Here is a 14,617-nt window from a genome sequence, read left to right as displayed (position 1 = left end):
GCCGGAGGTGCGCCGGGCGGTTATGCGCAGGCCTGGTTCCAGGGGTCGCGGTGCGCGGGCGGAGGCCCGGGAACGGCGGCGGACCGGGGGACGGCGGGCTCGACGGCCGGCTCCAGCACGTAGTGGCTGGGGATTCCCGCGGCGAGGACGAGCTCGGCGCCGGCCTCCTCCGCCTCCGCGCGCTTCATGAGCGTGAAGCGCCCGCCGGAGGCGACCGCGACGCTGTGCCAGGGCGTCAGCCACGTGTCGGGGGTGTCGGCGAGCAGGATGCCGATCTTTCCCGTGCTGCACGGCTGCGGGTGGATGGACAGGCGGATCGCCGTGGGGAAGAGCTGGTCCAGCAGGTTTCCCCACGCCCGGCTGCGCTGGATGACGCGGTACGCGAGGTCGCGGCACTTGCGCTGCAGGGCGGAGCGGGTGCCCGTGTAGCCGGGGCCGGACAGGTCCTCCAGCATGAAGCGGGTGATGCCCCGGTACATGGCGAGCGGGGCGCCCCCGGCCCGTACCTCCTCGCGCAGCTCTTCCGGCGTCGGCGCGTGGCCGGCGGAGAGCATGCTGCGCATGTCCTCGTGCCCGGCGCCGCGGTAGACGTCGTCGAGGCTGAACTGTTCGAGGTGGGTGGCGCCGATCCTCTTGATCATCGCGTCGAGTGCGCGTGCGTAGGCGGTGACGTTCTCGTCGCTCACACCGAGCAGGTCGTTGAAGACCCGCCCGTCGGAGCAGATGAGGATGGCGGCCCCCGGCGGGTGGACCTCGCCGATGCGCTCGCACAGCGAGTTCAGGAAGCGCAGGGCGAGTTCCTCGGCCAGGTCCGGCAGGGGGCCGAGCACCTTGGCCGGGTTCGGGGACTTCGTGGGGAAGGCCGGAAGGACGAATTCGATCCGCCGGCCGGCCTCCATGGCACTGCGCACCGCGTCCAGGTGATGTCTGACACACCGCAGGCAGACCCGCCCGGTGCATCCGCCCTCCCGCATTCTGCGCTGGTGGGTCAGGACCTCCCGGATGACTTCTACGGCGGCCAGTTCGATATCGGGTGCGGCCAGTTCGGACACCGCGCCTCCCTTCGTGGACTGCTCACCACCGTGCTGGGCGGGCGCATGAGAAGCGCATGAGAAGCGCACAAGGGAGGCGTTGAAGGGCGTCCGGACAGGGGCGCGCGCCGTCACGGCGTGGCGCAGGTCACCGGGTTCGGCGGGTCAGGCATCCCGTGTGAGGCCTGCGAGCTCCTGCTGGGCGCGTTCGGCCCAGAACGGCATGCGCAGGCTGCGGAATCCGCTCAGTGCGGTGGTGAGGTGGCTCACGGCCCGCCCGGTGTCCCCCAGTGCGGCGTGGGTGCTGCCCAGCCACAGGGCGGTGAGCGCCTCGCCGCGGCGTTCGCCGAGTTCGGCGAAGACGGCCGCGGCCTCGTCGAGCGGGGCGAGCGCCCAAGCGGCCTGGCCGGGGCCGCCGAGCTCGGTGTGCATCCGTCCCAGGGCCAGCAGTGCGTACGCCTCGCCGGGGCGGTGCCGCACCGCCCGGTACTCGGCCAGGGCCCGGTGCAGGTGGCGGGCGGCCCGTTCGGCGCGGCCGTGGCCGATCTCCGCCCAGGCGAGCAGCTGCAGGACGTCGGCGAGGGCGAGCGGGTGCCCGAGGCGCTCGGCGGTCGCGACCGCCGGTTCGAGGGCGTCGACGGCTTCGGCTTCGCGCTCCTGGCAGGCGAGCGCGAAGGCCAGGCTGCGCAGGGCCATGACCTGGCCGTGCTTGTCGCCCAGCCGGTTCATCACGGCCGCGGCGGAGGCGGCGTCGTCGTGGGCGAGTCCGGCCATGCCCCGGTCGGCGATCGCGAAGCTGCGGTGGATGCGCAGGCGGGCGGCGTGGTGCTCCTCGCCCAGCGCGTCCAGCTGTTCGATGGCGGAAGCGTAGCGGGTCATCGCGTCGTCGACCCGGCCCCGTACGGCGCAGGCCCGGGCGAGGGAGCCCTGGGCGACGGCTGCGGCGACGGGGTCGCCGTCCGCCGTGGCACGGTCGAGTGCGACCCGGGCGACCTGCTCCCACTCGTCCCACCAGTTCCGCAGGTGGCACACGTCCTCCAGGGCGGCGGCGAGCCCGGCGGTCTGCGGGCCGTATCCGGCGCCCGCGGCGAACCCGACGGCGGTGACGAGGTTCGTCCGCTCGCTCTCCAGCCATCCGACGAGGTCGCCCGCCTCGCCGGGCCGGTGCCCGCCGGTGCCTCTGCGGATGAGCTGGCCCCCTGCCGTGCGCACGCGCGCGAGCCAGCCGTCCAGGACCCGGGCGACCGCGGCCCGGCGCCACGACCGGGGCTCGTCGGCGCCGGCGCGCTCGGCCGCGTAGGCGTGCAGGAGGTCGTGCATGCGGTAGCGCGGCTGCCCGTGCGCGCCGACCGACTCGATCTGTACGAGGTTGGCATCGATGAGCGCGTCGGTGGCGCGGTCGGCCGCCACGACGGCGGAGGAGCAGGAGCCCGCCGCGGAGCCGCCTTCGGAGCCGCCCGCAGAGCCGGTTGCCGCGGAGCCGTCGGCGTCGAGCAGGGCGGAGAGCGCCCAGCCGGGGAACTCGGGTGAAGGGAGCAGCCCGACGGCGCGGAAGGCGCGGGCTGCGTCGGGTGCCAGGCCGTGGTAGCTGGCGGCGACGCAGGTGCGGACGGCGAGGTCCCCGACGGTGAGCTCGGCCAGTACGCCGCGCTCGTCGGCGAGGCGGTCGGCGAGCCTGCGGACCTGCCAGTCCGGGCGGCTGGCGAGCCGCGCCGCCGCGACGCGCAGCGCCAGGGGCAGGCCGGCGCAGGCGGCGAGGATCCGCCCGGTGGCCTCCGGCTCCGCCGCGAGCCGCTGCGGGCCGACGATGCGCCGCAGCAGGTCCTGCGACTCCTCGTCGTCGAAGGGGTCGACGTCGATCAGGCGCGCGTCCGTCAGCCCGGCCAGCCGTGCCCGGCTGGTGACCAGGGCCGCGCTGCCCGGGGTGCCGGGGAGCAGCAGGCGGATCTGGGCCTCGTCGCGCGCGTCGTCGAGCAGCACGAGCACCTTGCGGTCGGCCAGCAGCGAGCGGTAGAGCGCCGCCCGGTCCTCCGTGGCCTCGGGGATGGAGGACCCGGCGACGCCCAGGCTGAGGAGCAGGTCCGCGAGGATGACGCCGGGCGGGCGCTGGGGGCCGCGGGTGCCGTCGAGGTGCAGGAACAGCCGGCCGTCGGGGAACTCGTTGCGCAGGTGGTGGGCGAGGCGGGTGGCCAGGGCGGTCTTGCCGACGCCCGGCAGGCCGGTGAGGATCGCGACGGGCACGGCGCAGGGCGTGGTGCGGGGCCGTTCGGGCCCGGGTCTGAGCAGCCCGGCCACGTGCTCGATCAGCCGGCTCCGTCCGACGAAGTCGGAGTCGTCGGAGGGGACTTGGACGGTCGGCTGCCAGAGGTCCGCGGGGCGGGCGGGCTGTGCGGGTGCCGCGGGGGGCGGGGGCGCGCCCAGTTCCGGGTCTCTGGTGAGGACCGCGTGATGCAGTCTGCGGAGTTCGTCGCCGGGTTCGATGCCGAGTTCGTCGCGCAGGGCGGAGCGGGCGAGGGCGTAGGACTGCAGCGCGTCGCCCGGGTGGTGACAGCGGTACTGCGCGGTCATCAGCTTGGCCCACAGCGACTCGCGCAGCGGGTAGCGGGCGGTCTCCGCGCGCAGGAGGCCCACCACCTCGCGGGGCTCGCCGAGTGCGAGGCGGGCTTCGGCGTAGTCCTCGAAGGCGGCCAGCCTCGACTCCTCGAGCCGCGCGACCTCGCCGAGCAGGACGTCGTGGTGCGCCACCCCTTCGAACGGGCTGCCGTGCCACAGGTCCAGCGCCTCCTGCAGGGCGTCGGCCGCCGCCCGGCGCTCGCCCGCTCCGAGGGCGACGCGGCCGCGGGCGACGAGGACCTCGAACCGGTGCAGGTCCACCTCGCCGGGGAACACCCGCAGGCAGTAGCCGCCGTTGCCCTGGCTCAGCCGGTCCTCGCCGCTGCCGGGCGCGGGGCCACCGCGGTCGCGGCCGTCCTCCGGGCCGGAGGCGGGGCTGAGCACCTTGCGCAGGACGGCGGCGTAGCTGCGGAGGTTGGCCTGGGCCGACGCCGGAGGGGCCTCGCCCCAGACGGCGTCGCACAGCCGGTCCGCGGAGACGGCGGTGTTGGCGTTGACGAGGAGCATGGCGAGCAGGGTCCGCTGCTTCGGCCCTCCGAGCGGGAGAACGCGGCCGTCGGCGACGGCCGCGAGGGGCCCCAGCACCTTGAACTCGACACGCGCGAGCACCACCGCACGACCGCCCTTCAGCTGTGCAAGATTCGAACATCGGCGAATCCGACAACCATAGGCGCTGCGCGGGGTGAGATCTTCCGCTTACGGTTTCACGCCACGGCGGGGGCGGGCCGTGGTCGGCGGGGGACGGGCCGTCGGCGGCGGGGCGGCGGGCCGTCCTCCTCAGACGACCGGCTGGCCGATGCCCAGCATGTTCCCTTCGCTGTCGCGGAACCAGGCTCCGCGCTCGCCCCGCGCACCCTTGCTCGGGTAGTTCCCGTCGATGTCGACGATCCCGTCCTCCGTCCGCCCGGCGGCCGGCGCCCCCGGCGGCCCGGGCAGCTCCACGTCTTCGAACACCACGCCGCGCCGCTTCAGTTCCGCCACGGCTTCCTCGATGTCGTCTACCTCCCAGGCCATCTGGGTGAACTCACCGGACGAGGCCCCCGTCGACAGGAACACGGCGAAGTCCACGCCTCCGCACCGGTACAGCAGCCCACCGGGCCGCTCGTCGACGGGCTCCAGTCCGAGCTGCTCGGAGTAGAAGCGCCGCGCCCGGTCCAGGTCCCGGGCCGGAAGCCGGGTCGCCACGTGCGCCCGGGCCAGAACACCCTCGCCGCCCGCGCTCATCCCTTCACGCACCCGACCGTCGGCCCCACGAGCATGTTGCCCGTGTAGGTCTCCTGCCCCTTCGGCAGCCAGTAGCCCATCTTGGAGACGACGGGCGAGCAGGCCTCGCCCATGCGGACCCGTACCTTGACCACGCCCGGCCGTCCGGGCTGGAGTTCGACGAAGTCGCAGTTCAGGACGTACGGGTGGCGGGCCTCGGAGGGGTAGGCGCCGGACAGGGGGTTGCTGCACCGGGGATCGGAGGAGGTCAGCTGCACCCCTGTCTTCTCGACGCCGATCAGGCCCAGGCGGGCGTTGCTGTCACCGTCGGGCCCCAGGCGGCTGACCGTGTACGTCACGGTCGTGGTGCGGCCCGCCCTGACCGTGCGCGGGCTGACGTCGATGCGGTGCGTCGCCTTGGGGCGGGGCCAGGACAAGGTGACCCTGACGGTCCTCTCCGCCCGGAAGTCGACGCCCGCCGGGACCGAGCGCACCCGTAGCGTGGTGGTGATCTCGTACGTCCCCGGCCCCGGATACCCCGCCCGCCGGGCGAGCTCCCCCGAGGCGACTTCCCGGCCGCCGCGCCTCATCCGCCAGGTCCCTGACGTGTCACAGGTGCCCCGGCCGCACTCGGCGGGTGCGGTGACGGTCATGAACGCGTTGTCGAGCGTCACGCACACGCCGGCCTTCGCCGACTGCCCGCCCTTGCCCGTGCCCTTTCCCTTGAGCACGGCGGCGGGGGCGCAGCGCTGCGTCACGGCCGCTTCCGGTGCGGGGGCGGGAGCGCGGGCGGGGGCGAGAGGCATCAGTGGGGCAGGAGGCACGAGTGGGGCGGGAGGCACCCACGGGGCGGGGGGCGCCGGCGCCGCCGTGCACACCCCCGCGGGCACGGCGAGCAGCGCGGCCAGAGCCAGTGTGCGAGCGAGCACCTTCAGGACCATGGTGGGCTCCCGGGTTCCGGGTTCCGGATGACGAACACGGAGATTCTGGGCCCACCCGGCGGGAGACCTCGGGCACGCCACGCACGGCGGCGGCCGATGACCGGGGATGACCGAACCCTTACGCAGTCCGGCCCAACCGGCCCATCTCCTTTCTCCGATGCCCCCGCCTCAATGGGTGTCGCGCTCAGGCGAACAGCTCGCCGAGCAGCTCGGGGCCGATGGCGATGGGGGCGGGGCGGTGGGCGGGCGGCTGCGTGCCCATCAGCTCGCGCACCAGGAAGTCCCAGCAGCGCTTGCGGACGTAGGCCAGGCAGTCGATGAACGTGTGCTCGGCCCCGGGCACGATGAGCAGCTCGAAGTCCTTGTCGGCGGCGATGAGCCGGTCGGCCAGCCGCAGCGTGTGGTCGGGGTGGACCTGGTCGTCCATTTCGCCGTGGACGAGCAGCAGCTTGCCCGCCAACCGGTCCGCGAGGTCCACGTTGGAGGAGCGGGCCCAGGCCTCGGGATTGGCCGCGCCGTCGTAGGTCTCCACGAAGCCCAGGTTGAAGCAGCGGGCGTCGTGCGAGCCCGAGAGGGCGACTCCGGCCTTGTACACCTCGGGGAAGTCCAGCATCGCCCGCGCTGCGGCGAATCCGCCTCCGGAGTGGCCGAACGCGCCCACCCGGTCCAGGTCCATCCACGGCCGGGTCCCGGCCAGCTGCCGCAGCGCCGCGACATGGTCGGCCAGGCAGCCCGCGTCGGCCAAGCGGCCGTAGGAGGCGTCGTGGAAGGACTTGCTCCGCCCCGGGGTGCCTCGCCCGTCCAGCGCCACCACCACGAAGCCCAGCGCCGCGAGGGGTTCCGCGTCGAGGCCCATCCCGCCGGGGTCGAAGCACGGGGCGACCCGGTTGACCTGCGGGCCGGGGTAGAGGTTGTCCACCACCGGGTAGCGCCGGGCGGGGTCGAACCCCCGCGGCCGGTACAGCACCCCGTAGATGTCCGTCACCCCGTCGGCCGCCTTGACGCGGAACCGCTCCGGCGGCGTCCAGCCGGTGGCAGTGAGCTTGCTGATGTCGGCGCGCTCCAGCTCGACCAGCACCCGCCCGGTCCGGTCACGGACCGTCGTCACCGGCGGGGTGTCGACCGTGGACGCGGAGTCGATGAAGTACTCCTGGTCGTCCGGCATGGTGACGACGTGGTCCAGCTCGTCGTCCGTGACCTTGGCGAAGCCGGAGCCGTCCAGACCGACCCGGCACACCGTGCGCCGGTACGGATCCTCGTCGACCAGCCCGACGGCGGTGAAGTACACCACCCGCTCGGCCTCGTCGACGCGCAGGATCTCCCGCACCGCCCACTCCCCGGAGGTGACCTGCCCGAGCAGCTCGCCGGTGCGCAGGTCGTACCGGTACAGGTGGCCCCAACCGTCCCGCTGCGAGTACCACAGCACCTCGTCGGCCAGCACCCGCACGATCGGCGCCTCGTACATCCACTGGTTGGGCTCGACGCGGGTGGCCCCGGTCTCGCTGAGCACGGTGGTGACCTCGCCGGTGGCCGGATCCAGCCGGTGCAGCGTGAGCGTGCGCAGGTCGCGGGGCCGGCTGAGGTAGTACACGGCCGAGCCGTCCTGGGCCCACCACGCCCACTTCGTCGTGATCGGCGACAGCTGCGGCATGAGCAGCGGCGCTGCCTGCGCGCGGACCATGGTGCCCGCCTGCACGTCCAGCACCACCAACTCGGCTTGGGGCACCTGCTCGTCCCCGGGGTACGCGTACCGCTGGGTGTGCAGGAGGGGCGCGCCGCCGTCGGCGGGCCTGGCCTCCACGAGGTGGGTCTGCCGGACGCCGCGCTCGTCGGTCCGGTGCGCCAGCACCTTCGTCGAGTCGGGCGACCAGGCCACCGCGGGCGGCAGGTGCGGCAGGCCGATCTTGCGCAGCAGGGTGCCGTTGCTCGTGCAGTCCGGGCCGGAGCCGTACCGGTGGTCGGGCTCCCCGTCGGTGGTCAGCGCCCACTCGCGGCCGTCGGATAGCGAGCGCGCCCACAGGTCGTGCCCCCGCTGGGACACCGCGACCTTCTTGTCGGGTGACAGCACGTCCAGCGGGCTGCCCGGCGGCGTGAACTCGGCCCGCTCACAGGCGTAGCCGTCCAGGCGGCAGCGCCAGTACTCGCCGAACGCGTGGAACTCCACGGCGTTCCCGGCCAGTTCGATGCCTATGAAAGGCAAGGCCTCGGGGTCGACCTGCTGCCCGGAGGCGGCGGCCAGCGCGTCGGCGAGCAGGGCGTGGTCGAAGGCCGGCTCACGGGTACCCGCCGCCGGGTCGACGAGCACGAACCGTCTGCCGACGCCATTGCTCACCGCGTACCAGAACCGGGCGCCTCCGTCGATCCACTGCGGCCTGACCTTGTCGCCGATGACGAGCTCGCCAGGGCGGGCGGGGCGGCGGAGGAGCTGCTCGGCGGCCTGGTAGTCCTGAGTGGTGCTCATTTTTCTTGTCCTTCTTCGGTGTTGCTCATAGGTATTTGCGATGCCGCGGTGGTGCCCTCACGGCAGGGGAGATGAGGGTATGGGAGGGCGGCGAACGGGCCGCGCACCGGGTCGGAGGCTGTGAGTCAGAGGCTGCGGGGCAAGGGCTGTGGGTCGGAGGCTGTGGGTCAGAGGCTGCGGGCGGTGATGTTGCCGTAGGCGGTGGTTGCGTGGATGTCGAGCTGGGTGTCGGTGCTGTCGGTGTTCTTGAGGGCGTTGTGGATGCGGCCGTAGGAGGTGCCGGCGTCCAGGGAGGCGGAGACTCCGCGGGCGGCGCCGATGGTGATGTCGCCGGCCTCGGTGCGCAGGGTGACGGTGCCGTGCATGGCTTCGGTGATGTGGAGGTTGCCCTTCTGGGTGCTGATCTGGGCGGGGCCGCCCAGGCGGCCGACGGTGATGTCGCCGGCGGCGAGGGTGAGGTGGGCGTTTGCGGTTTCGTCGAGCTTGATGGAGCCGTGGGCGCTGTTGAGGGTGACGTCGCCGAGGCGTCCGACGCCGCGGATCTCGGCGGTGGCGGTCTTCGCCTCGATGCGGGAGCCGGCGGGCAGCTGGATGGTCACCTCGACGGATCCGGGGTTGCCGAGGGTCCGGGTCTCCGCCGCCGGGTCCGCGATCCGCAGGACGCCGTCGCCGTATTCGACGGTGGTCCGCTCCGCGGCCTTCACGTCGCGGCCCTTGGAGGCGTCCGCGGGCAGGACCTCGACGGTGGTGTCGGTGCGGTCGGCTGCGATGAAGCGGATGCGTCCGGCGGGGATGTCGAGGACGGCGGCGACGGCGGCGGGGGTGTGGAACTTCTGCATGATGTTCTCCTGCGACTCGTTGTTTCGAACAAGGGAAACGCTACGTTGCATTCCAAAGCTCCGCAACGACTTCGTTGCGCAAAAACAACATCACCGCAGGTCAGGGCGTAAAGATCGTTGCAACAGCCCTGAACGTAACGCAACGAAAGCCACCTCTCTCGTTGCAATGAACTGAGAGTGAACGCTATGCCGGAGGCACCGGGGCCTTGCGACGGCTCAACGCCCCTGCAGCGCCCGCACGTTGTTCCCGAACGTCCACCCCTTCGACCCGTCCCAGTTGACCGACCACGTCATGAGGCCCTTCAGCCCGTTGCCGTAGGTGTTCCACGCCTGCGCCACGAGCCCCGGTGACATGTAGCCCCCGCCGGCGCCCGGCTGGGCGGGAAGGCCCGGGACCTGCTTGTCGTAAGGGACGCGGATGGTCGTGCCCTGGACGACGAGCCCCTTGTTCAGGCAGTCCGTCTGTACGGTGAACCCTTTCACCGTCCCCGCGGAGTACGAGTCCCCGGAGCAGCCGTAAAGGTTCCCGTTGTAGTACTGCATGTTCAGCCACCACAGCCGGCCGTTGTCGGCGTACTTCTTCACGATCGGCAGGTACGCGCCCCAGATCGAGCCGTACGTGACGCTGCCGCCCGTGACGTAGGCCGTCTCGGGGGCCATCGTGAGGCCGAAGTTCGAGGGCATGCGGGCGAGTACGCCGTCGATGATGCGGATGAGGTTGGCTTGCGAGGCGGACAGCGTGTTGATGTTGCCGCTGCCGGTGAGACCGGTCTCGATGTCGATGTCGATGCCGTCGAAGTTGTACGTCTTGAGGATCGGCACGACGGTCTCCACGAACCGGTCGGCGACCGTGCCGGAACCGAGGTCGATGCCCGCCGCCGCGCCGCCGATCGACATCAGGATCGTGGCCCCGGCCGCCTTGGCCCGGCACATCTCGGTCGGCGTCGCGACCTTCACGGTCGCGTCCATCCCGTCCTCCCACAGAACGGTGCCGTCCGAGCGGATGACGGGGAACGCCGCGTTGATCACGTTGTAGCCGTGCTCGCCGATGCGCGCGTCGGTGATCGGCACCCAGCCGAACGGCGGGTGCACGCCGTTCGCCGCTCCGTCCCAGTTCTCCCAGTAGCCCTGGAGCACCTTGCCCGAGGGCCTCGACTGCACGGGACAGGTGTCCGCCCCCGGCCCGCTCACCGCGGCGGCGGTCCCGTACGCCACCTGACTCTCCGTCTGCAGGGGCGCAGGGCCCGCGAGGACCGTCCCCAGGCAGACCCCGGCCGCCCCCGCCAGCAGACGCGCCATCCGACCGATCATGCTCGGCTCCCTTCGGGCCGTGGCTGCCCGCCACCGGTCGCTGAAGGTGTCGAACGCTAGGACCGCCCCGTTGAACCGTCAATAGGTCTGGACCAAACCCAGGGCCTGAACGCTGCCGGTTGTCACCACCGCCCCGGCTCCTCCTCCGTTTCGCTACGGCGCCGCGCACATGAAGTGCGCGGCGCACCTCCGCCTTTTCAGTCCGCCGGGTGTGCTCCCGTGCACCGCACGACCGGGGATTCACGAGCCGTGCAGGGTGGACAACATGCTGGTGGCGTCCCTACGCGTCCCGGCGTCCCGGCGACTCGTCCCGGAAGGGGTGGGCATGGATACGGCTGCGTCGATTCCACTGGCACCGAATGCCGTGCCGCTCCTGGGGCACGTGCTGCCCCTCGTCCGCGATCCGCTGGCGTTCCTGTCGTCCCTGCCCGCCCGCGGAGAACTGGTGCGGATCCGCATGGGGCCGCGGTCGGTCGTGATGGTGTGCGACCCGGTCCTGACCCGGCAGGTCCTCCTGAACGACCACGTGTTCGACAAGGGGGGTCCCATGTACGAGCGGGTGCGCGAAGTGGTCAGCGACGGCCTCATCTCGTGCCCGCACAGCAGGCACAGGCGCCAGCGGCGGCTGTGCCAGCCGTCCTTCCACCCCGAGAGGTTCCCCCACTATTCCGCGGTGTTCGTGGCCGCGGCCGAGGGCGTGGCGCGCTCCTGGCACGACGGCCAGGTCGTCGACGTGACGACCGAGATGACGAAACTGGCCACCCGGGTCGCGGTGGAGACGATGTTCACCGCCGCCCTGCCGCCCGAGGCCGCGCAGCAGACGGTCGGCGACATCAACACCGTGGTGAACGGCGCGTTCCGGCGGATGATCAGGCCTGCGCTCCTCAACCGGCTGCCGAGTCCGGGAAACCGGCGTTACCTCCGGGCACGCGAGCGGCTGCAGCACACGGCCTCCAGCGTCGCCGGCCGCCGCAGCGCCGATTCCACCGACCACCGGGACCTCCTTTCGTCCCTGCAGAGTGCCACCGACCCCGACAGCCTCGCCGACGGCGCCCGGGCACTGACCGATGCCGAACTGGCCGACCAGGTCCTCACGTTCTTCCTCGCCGGAGCGGAGACGACCTCCAACGCGATGGCCTGGGCCCTGTACCTGCTCGCCGAACACCCGGAGGTGGAAGAACGCCTGCACGCGGAGTCCGCCAGGGTCCTGGGCGGCGCCTCGCCGGCCTTCGCCGACCTGCCCGCCCTGCAGGAGGCGGGGCACGTCGTCCACGAGGCTCTCCGGCTGTATCCGCCCGCGTGGCTGCTCACGCGCACAGTGGTGGAGGACACCGAGCTCGGCGGGGTCACGCTCCCGGCCGAAACCCTGATCGCCTTCAGCCCCTACCTCATCCACCGCCGGCCCGACCTGTACGAGGACCCCGACCGCTTCGACCCCGACCGGTGGCGCGGGCCGCAGCCCGACCGCACCGTCTACCTCCCTTTCGGGGCCGGTGCCCGCAAGTGCATCGGCGCCCGCTTCGCCGTGGCCGAGGCCACCTTGGCCCTCACCGCCATCAACGCCCGCTGGCGTCTCGTCCCGCTCTCCGGCCGCCCCGTACGGCCCTCCGCCAAAGTCACCCTGGGCCCCCGGGGACTGCGGATGCGCGTCATCGCCCGCCGTGCCTGACCAGTAGGGGTTGTCCGGAATGACGCAGACAAGGTGGGACCCGCAAACCCCCGCGGAGGTCAGGACGATCCCGGAAGCGACTTTCGAACGCGGCGCGGTCGGCCGCGCGCTGCGCGTGCTGGAGATGGTCTGCCAGGACGCCAGGCCGCGCGGGCTCAGTGAGATCGCCCGGGAGACGGGCGTGCCGAAGGCCACGACGTACCGGATCCTGACGGCGCTCTGCGCACACGGAATGATCGGCCGCTGGGACGACAAGTACGTGGCGGGCGAGCGGCTGGCCGAGCTGGCGTCGAAGCGCGTCACCCGCCGGAACCAGCTCAGCGTCCTGAGAGCCACGGCAATGCCGTTCCTCCTCGACCTGTACGACTCCCTGGGCGGCTTCGTGGGCCTGGGAGTCCACGAAGGCCGGCAGGTCCGCTACGTGGAGCGCATTCACGGCCGCCGCCTGCAGCCTCTGCTCTCCCGCACCGGCGAAACGGTGCCGGCGTCCTCGACCGCCATCGGCAAGCTGCTGCTCGCCTTCGAACACGATGCGCAGGCAGCGGACTGGCCGCCCCACGAGGAACTGGAGGACGAACTCGCGGTCATCCGCCACACCGGCATCGCCGTCGAGCGTCAGGAGTACGCGTCCGGGATGCTGACGGTGGCCGCGCCCGTCCTGGGGCCGGACCGTCTCGTCCTGGCCGGTGTGGTCATCGGTGACACCACGGGCCGCACCGCGCTGAAGCGGGCCGTCGGTGAACTCCGGCGCACGGCGTTCGCCCTCACCATCGCCCTGCGCCGGCTGAACACCGACTCCCTGCCCTCGCCGGCGGAGTCAGTCGCCGCGCGCCCGCGGCGTGGTGAGGCGGAGCCGCGTGAGATGGGCGGCGGCGATGACGGCTGACTGCACGACCGCGGTCGGCGTGTAGAGGGACTTGCCGAGCCACAGTTCGGCGAAGGCGTCGGGCCCGGCATCGAGATGGGGCACGAGGTAGCGGTGGGCCAGGTGTGACGTACGAGCCGGGAGAGGGAGGCCGCTTCCGGCGAGTGCGTCCAGCGCCAGGATCGCGTAGGCGGTCTCCTCCGGCTGTCCCCCGCCGGCTCCCCAGGAGCCGTTCGGATGCTGGGTGTCGAGGAGCCACTCGTGGGTGCGGGTCAAGGGGCCCTCGGCGGATGCGGACCGGCCGAGCGCGAAGCAGACGTGGGCAGTCGCGTAGTAGGGCGACATGTGCCACTTGTCCAGCCAGGAGCCGTCCGCCGCACGGCTCTCGAGGAGGAAGCGGATGAGCTTACGGCGCTGCGGGCCGTACATGCCGGGCGCGTGGTTGAAGGCTTCCAGGAGCCGGGCGTTCACACTCACCGACGCGCCCCGCTCGCCCGGGTAGTGGAAGAAGTGATCGTCTGCTTCGTAGCGCAGGAGGAGGCCGAGCCGGGATGCGGCCTCCACGCCGAGGTGGGACAGCAGGTTGATGGTCATCGCAGTGGTGTCGGCCTCGGGCGCGGGAAACTCCCTGCTGAAACCGACCCAGCCGCGGCGGTCGAGCTCACCCGCCAGCGCATCGAGGTGCTGCGCGGCACCGGGAGGCAACAGGCCCGCACGTCCGAGGTGGTAGAGGGACCAGCCGGTCTCGAAGGCCTCCACCGGGTGCACCTCGGGCGCCCCGCCGTCGCGCGAGCGGTGGGCGAGGTGGTCGAGGTAGGCGAGTGCCCGCGCATCACCCGTGCTCTGCCACAAGGCAGCCGTAGCCGCGGGGGAGCAGCCCACCGACCCTCCGGGTGACTGCAGTGTCAGTGCCACTCCCGCGAAGGCCTCGTCCGGAGCGACCTCCATGCAGTACCGCAGTGAAGGGGAGAGCGAGGGGGAGAGCGAGCCCGCCGAAGCGGCTGCCATCCTGGCGATCTTGTCCCGGCGCAGGGCGTGGATGTCCGGCCATGCCTGCGGTGGGAGGTCCACGCCATGGGCACGGAGCCGGCGGGTCAGCTCCGGCACGACGAATTCGAATCCGATCGGCTCGTGCGGCCCGGCCCGCCATTCGCGGGCCAGTGACTTCAGGTGGCCGGTTCCCCTCTTCAGCGCTCCGGCCACCCAGTCGTACGGCCCGGGCGGCGTGGTCTCCGCGTAGTCCACGAGTGCGCGCACGGCCGCCAATGTGGACGTGAGCCGGTCGGCGGGCAGGGCTATCCGGCCTCCCCAGGAACCGTCCGGGTGCTGGCGCTCCTGCAGCCATTGGAGCGCGCGCGGGTAGCGCGGGGATCCGTCGGGGTCACGGACCCGGGAGACGAATGCCGTGTTGTAACTGTCCGAACAGGTCCCCGTGTCCCCGAGCCCGGCCATGAGCCGGCCCACCGCCTCCCGGATACGGCGCGCGGTCGGCCGATCCGGGCCGCTCGCTCCACCGGCCGTTGTTCGGGTCATTGCATCGGTCGTCGATCCGGTCGTCATACCGGCTGGCACAGGAGAGTTCTCGCCCGGCTGATCGGAGCACATGGCCCCCTCTTTTACGCGGCATCCTGCCTTCCGCTCAAGCGAGTGGTCCGCTGGGCGAACCGAAAGGTTGCCGGTTTCG

10 protein-coding genes are annotated in these 14,617 nt (G+C 72.4%); 2 read left to right on the top strand and 8 right to left on the bottom strand.

From position 1 onward, the window contains the following. Window positions 1-20 precede the first annotated feature (20 nt). From AS857_RS12135 to AS857_RS12105, 7 genes are all read right to left on the bottom strand, one after another. A complete protein-coding gene (locus AS857_RS12135) occupies window positions 21-1,052 on the bottom strand; it encodes an L-tyrosine/L-tryptophan isonitrile synthase family protein (RefSeq protein WP_063804234.1) in 1,032 nt (343 codons plus the stop codon). 144 nt (window positions 1,053-1,196) lie between these two features. Next, window positions 1,197-4,256, bottom strand: a complete 3,060-nt coding sequence (locus tag AS857_RS12130) for an AfsR/SARP family transcriptional regulator (RefSeq protein WP_058043116.1) — start codon at window positions 4,254-4,256, stop codon at window positions 1,197-1,199. 165 nt (window positions 4,257-4,421) lie between these two features. Further along, the gene (locus tag AS857_RS12125) at window positions 4,422-4,868 is read right to left on the bottom strand and encodes a VOC family protein (protein ID WP_058043115.1); all 447 of its coding nucleotides are present in this window, start codon (window positions 4,866-4,868) and stop codon (window positions 4,422-4,424) included. Continuing rightward, entirely contained in the window at window positions 4,865-5,776 is a 912-nt protein-coding gene (locus AS857_RS12120) for a hypothetical protein (RefSeq protein WP_144440787.1), read from the bottom strand. Before AS857_RS12120 ends, AS857_RS12125 begins: the two co-directional genes overlap by 4 nt. 196 nt (window positions 5,777-5,972) lie before the next feature. Further along, window positions 5,973-8,249 carry a S9 family peptidase gene (locus AS857_RS12115; protein ID WP_058043113.1) on the bottom strand — a complete coding sequence of 759 codons (2,277 nt, stop codon included), beginning with the start codon at window positions 8,247-8,249 and terminating at the stop codon, window positions 5,973-5,975. 167 nt (window positions 8,250-8,416) lie between these two features. Next, on the bottom strand, window positions 8,417-9,088 hold the full coding sequence (locus AS857_RS12110) for a DUF4097 family beta strand repeat-containing protein (RefSeq protein WP_058043112.1): 672 nt from the start codon (window positions 9,086-9,088) through the stop codon (window positions 8,417-8,419). A gap of 216 nt (window positions 9,089-9,304) precedes the next feature. Beyond that, on the bottom strand, window positions 9,305-10,399 hold the full coding sequence (locus AS857_RS12105; RefSeq protein WP_058043111.1) for a chitinase: 1,095 nt from the start codon (window positions 10,397-10,399) through the stop codon (window positions 9,305-9,307). Window positions 10,400-10,724: 325 nt separating this feature from the next. Here AS857_RS12105 and AS857_RS12100 point away from each other — a divergent pair, with 325 nt between their 5' ends. Together AS857_RS12100 and AS857_RS12095 are read left to right on the top strand one after the other, a co-directional pair. Next, window positions 10,725-12,068 (top strand): cytochrome P450, encoded by a 1,344-nt coding sequence (locus AS857_RS12100; protein WP_058043110.1) that lies wholly within the window; start codon window positions 10,725-10,727, stop codon window positions 12,066-12,068. A 19-nt stretch (window positions 12,069-12,087) separates the two neighbouring features. Then, complete coding sequence (locus tag AS857_RS12095) at window positions 12,088-12,954, top strand: IclR family transcriptional regulator (RefSeq protein ID WP_058043109.1); 867 nt, start codon at window positions 12,088-12,090, stop codon at window positions 12,952-12,954. Here the strand turns inward: AS857_RS12095 and AS857_RS12090 are convergent. Continuing rightward, a complete protein-coding gene (locus AS857_RS12090; RefSeq protein ID WP_160330217.1) occupies window positions 12,886-14,466 on the bottom strand; it encodes a prenyltransferase/squalene oxidase repeat-containing protein in 1,581 nt (526 codons plus the stop codon). The genes AS857_RS12095 and AS857_RS12090 overlap by 69 nt on opposite strands. Window positions 14,467-14,617 lie beyond the last annotated feature (151 nt).

This window comes from Streptomyces roseifaciens (assembly GCF_001445655.1).
Taxonomy (GTDB): Bacteria; Actinomycetota; Actinomycetes; order Streptomycetales; family Streptomycetaceae; genus Streptomyces; species Streptomyces aureoversilis.
Note: the sequence above shows the minus strand (reverse complement) of the source record. Positions and strands in the feature narration are given on the sequence as shown.

What these genes read in the sequence shown, in the direction of transcription:
- AS857_RS12090 (WP_160330217.1), bottom strand. Translation starts at nt 14,466, where the DNA reads ATGACCCGAACAACGGCCGGTGGAGCGAGCGGCCCGGATCGGCCGACC.
- AS857_RS12095 (WP_058043109.1), top strand. Translation starts at nt 12,088, where the DNA reads ATGACGCAGACAAGGTGGGACCCGCAAACCCCCGCGGAGGTCAGGACG.
- AS857_RS12100 (WP_058043110.1), top strand. Translation starts at nt 10,725, where the DNA reads ATGGATACGGCTGCGTCGATTCCACTGGCACCGAATGCCGTGCCGCTC.
- AS857_RS12125 (WP_058043115.1), bottom strand. Translation starts at nt 4,868, where the DNA reads ATGAGCGCGGGCGGCGAGGGTGTTCTGGCCCGGGCGCACGTGGCGACC.
- AS857_RS12110 (WP_058043112.1), bottom strand. Translation starts at nt 9,088, where the DNA reads ATGCAGAAGTTCCACACCCCCGCCGCCGTCGCCGCCGTCCTCGACATC.
- AS857_RS12105 (WP_058043111.1), bottom strand. Translation starts at nt 10,399, where the DNA reads ATGATCGGTCGGATGGCGCGTCTGCTGGCGGGGGCGGCCGGGGTCTGC.
- AS857_RS12115 (WP_058043113.1), bottom strand. Translation starts at nt 8,249, where the DNA reads ATGAGCACCACTCAGGACTACCAGGCCGCCGAGCAGCTCCTCCGCCGC.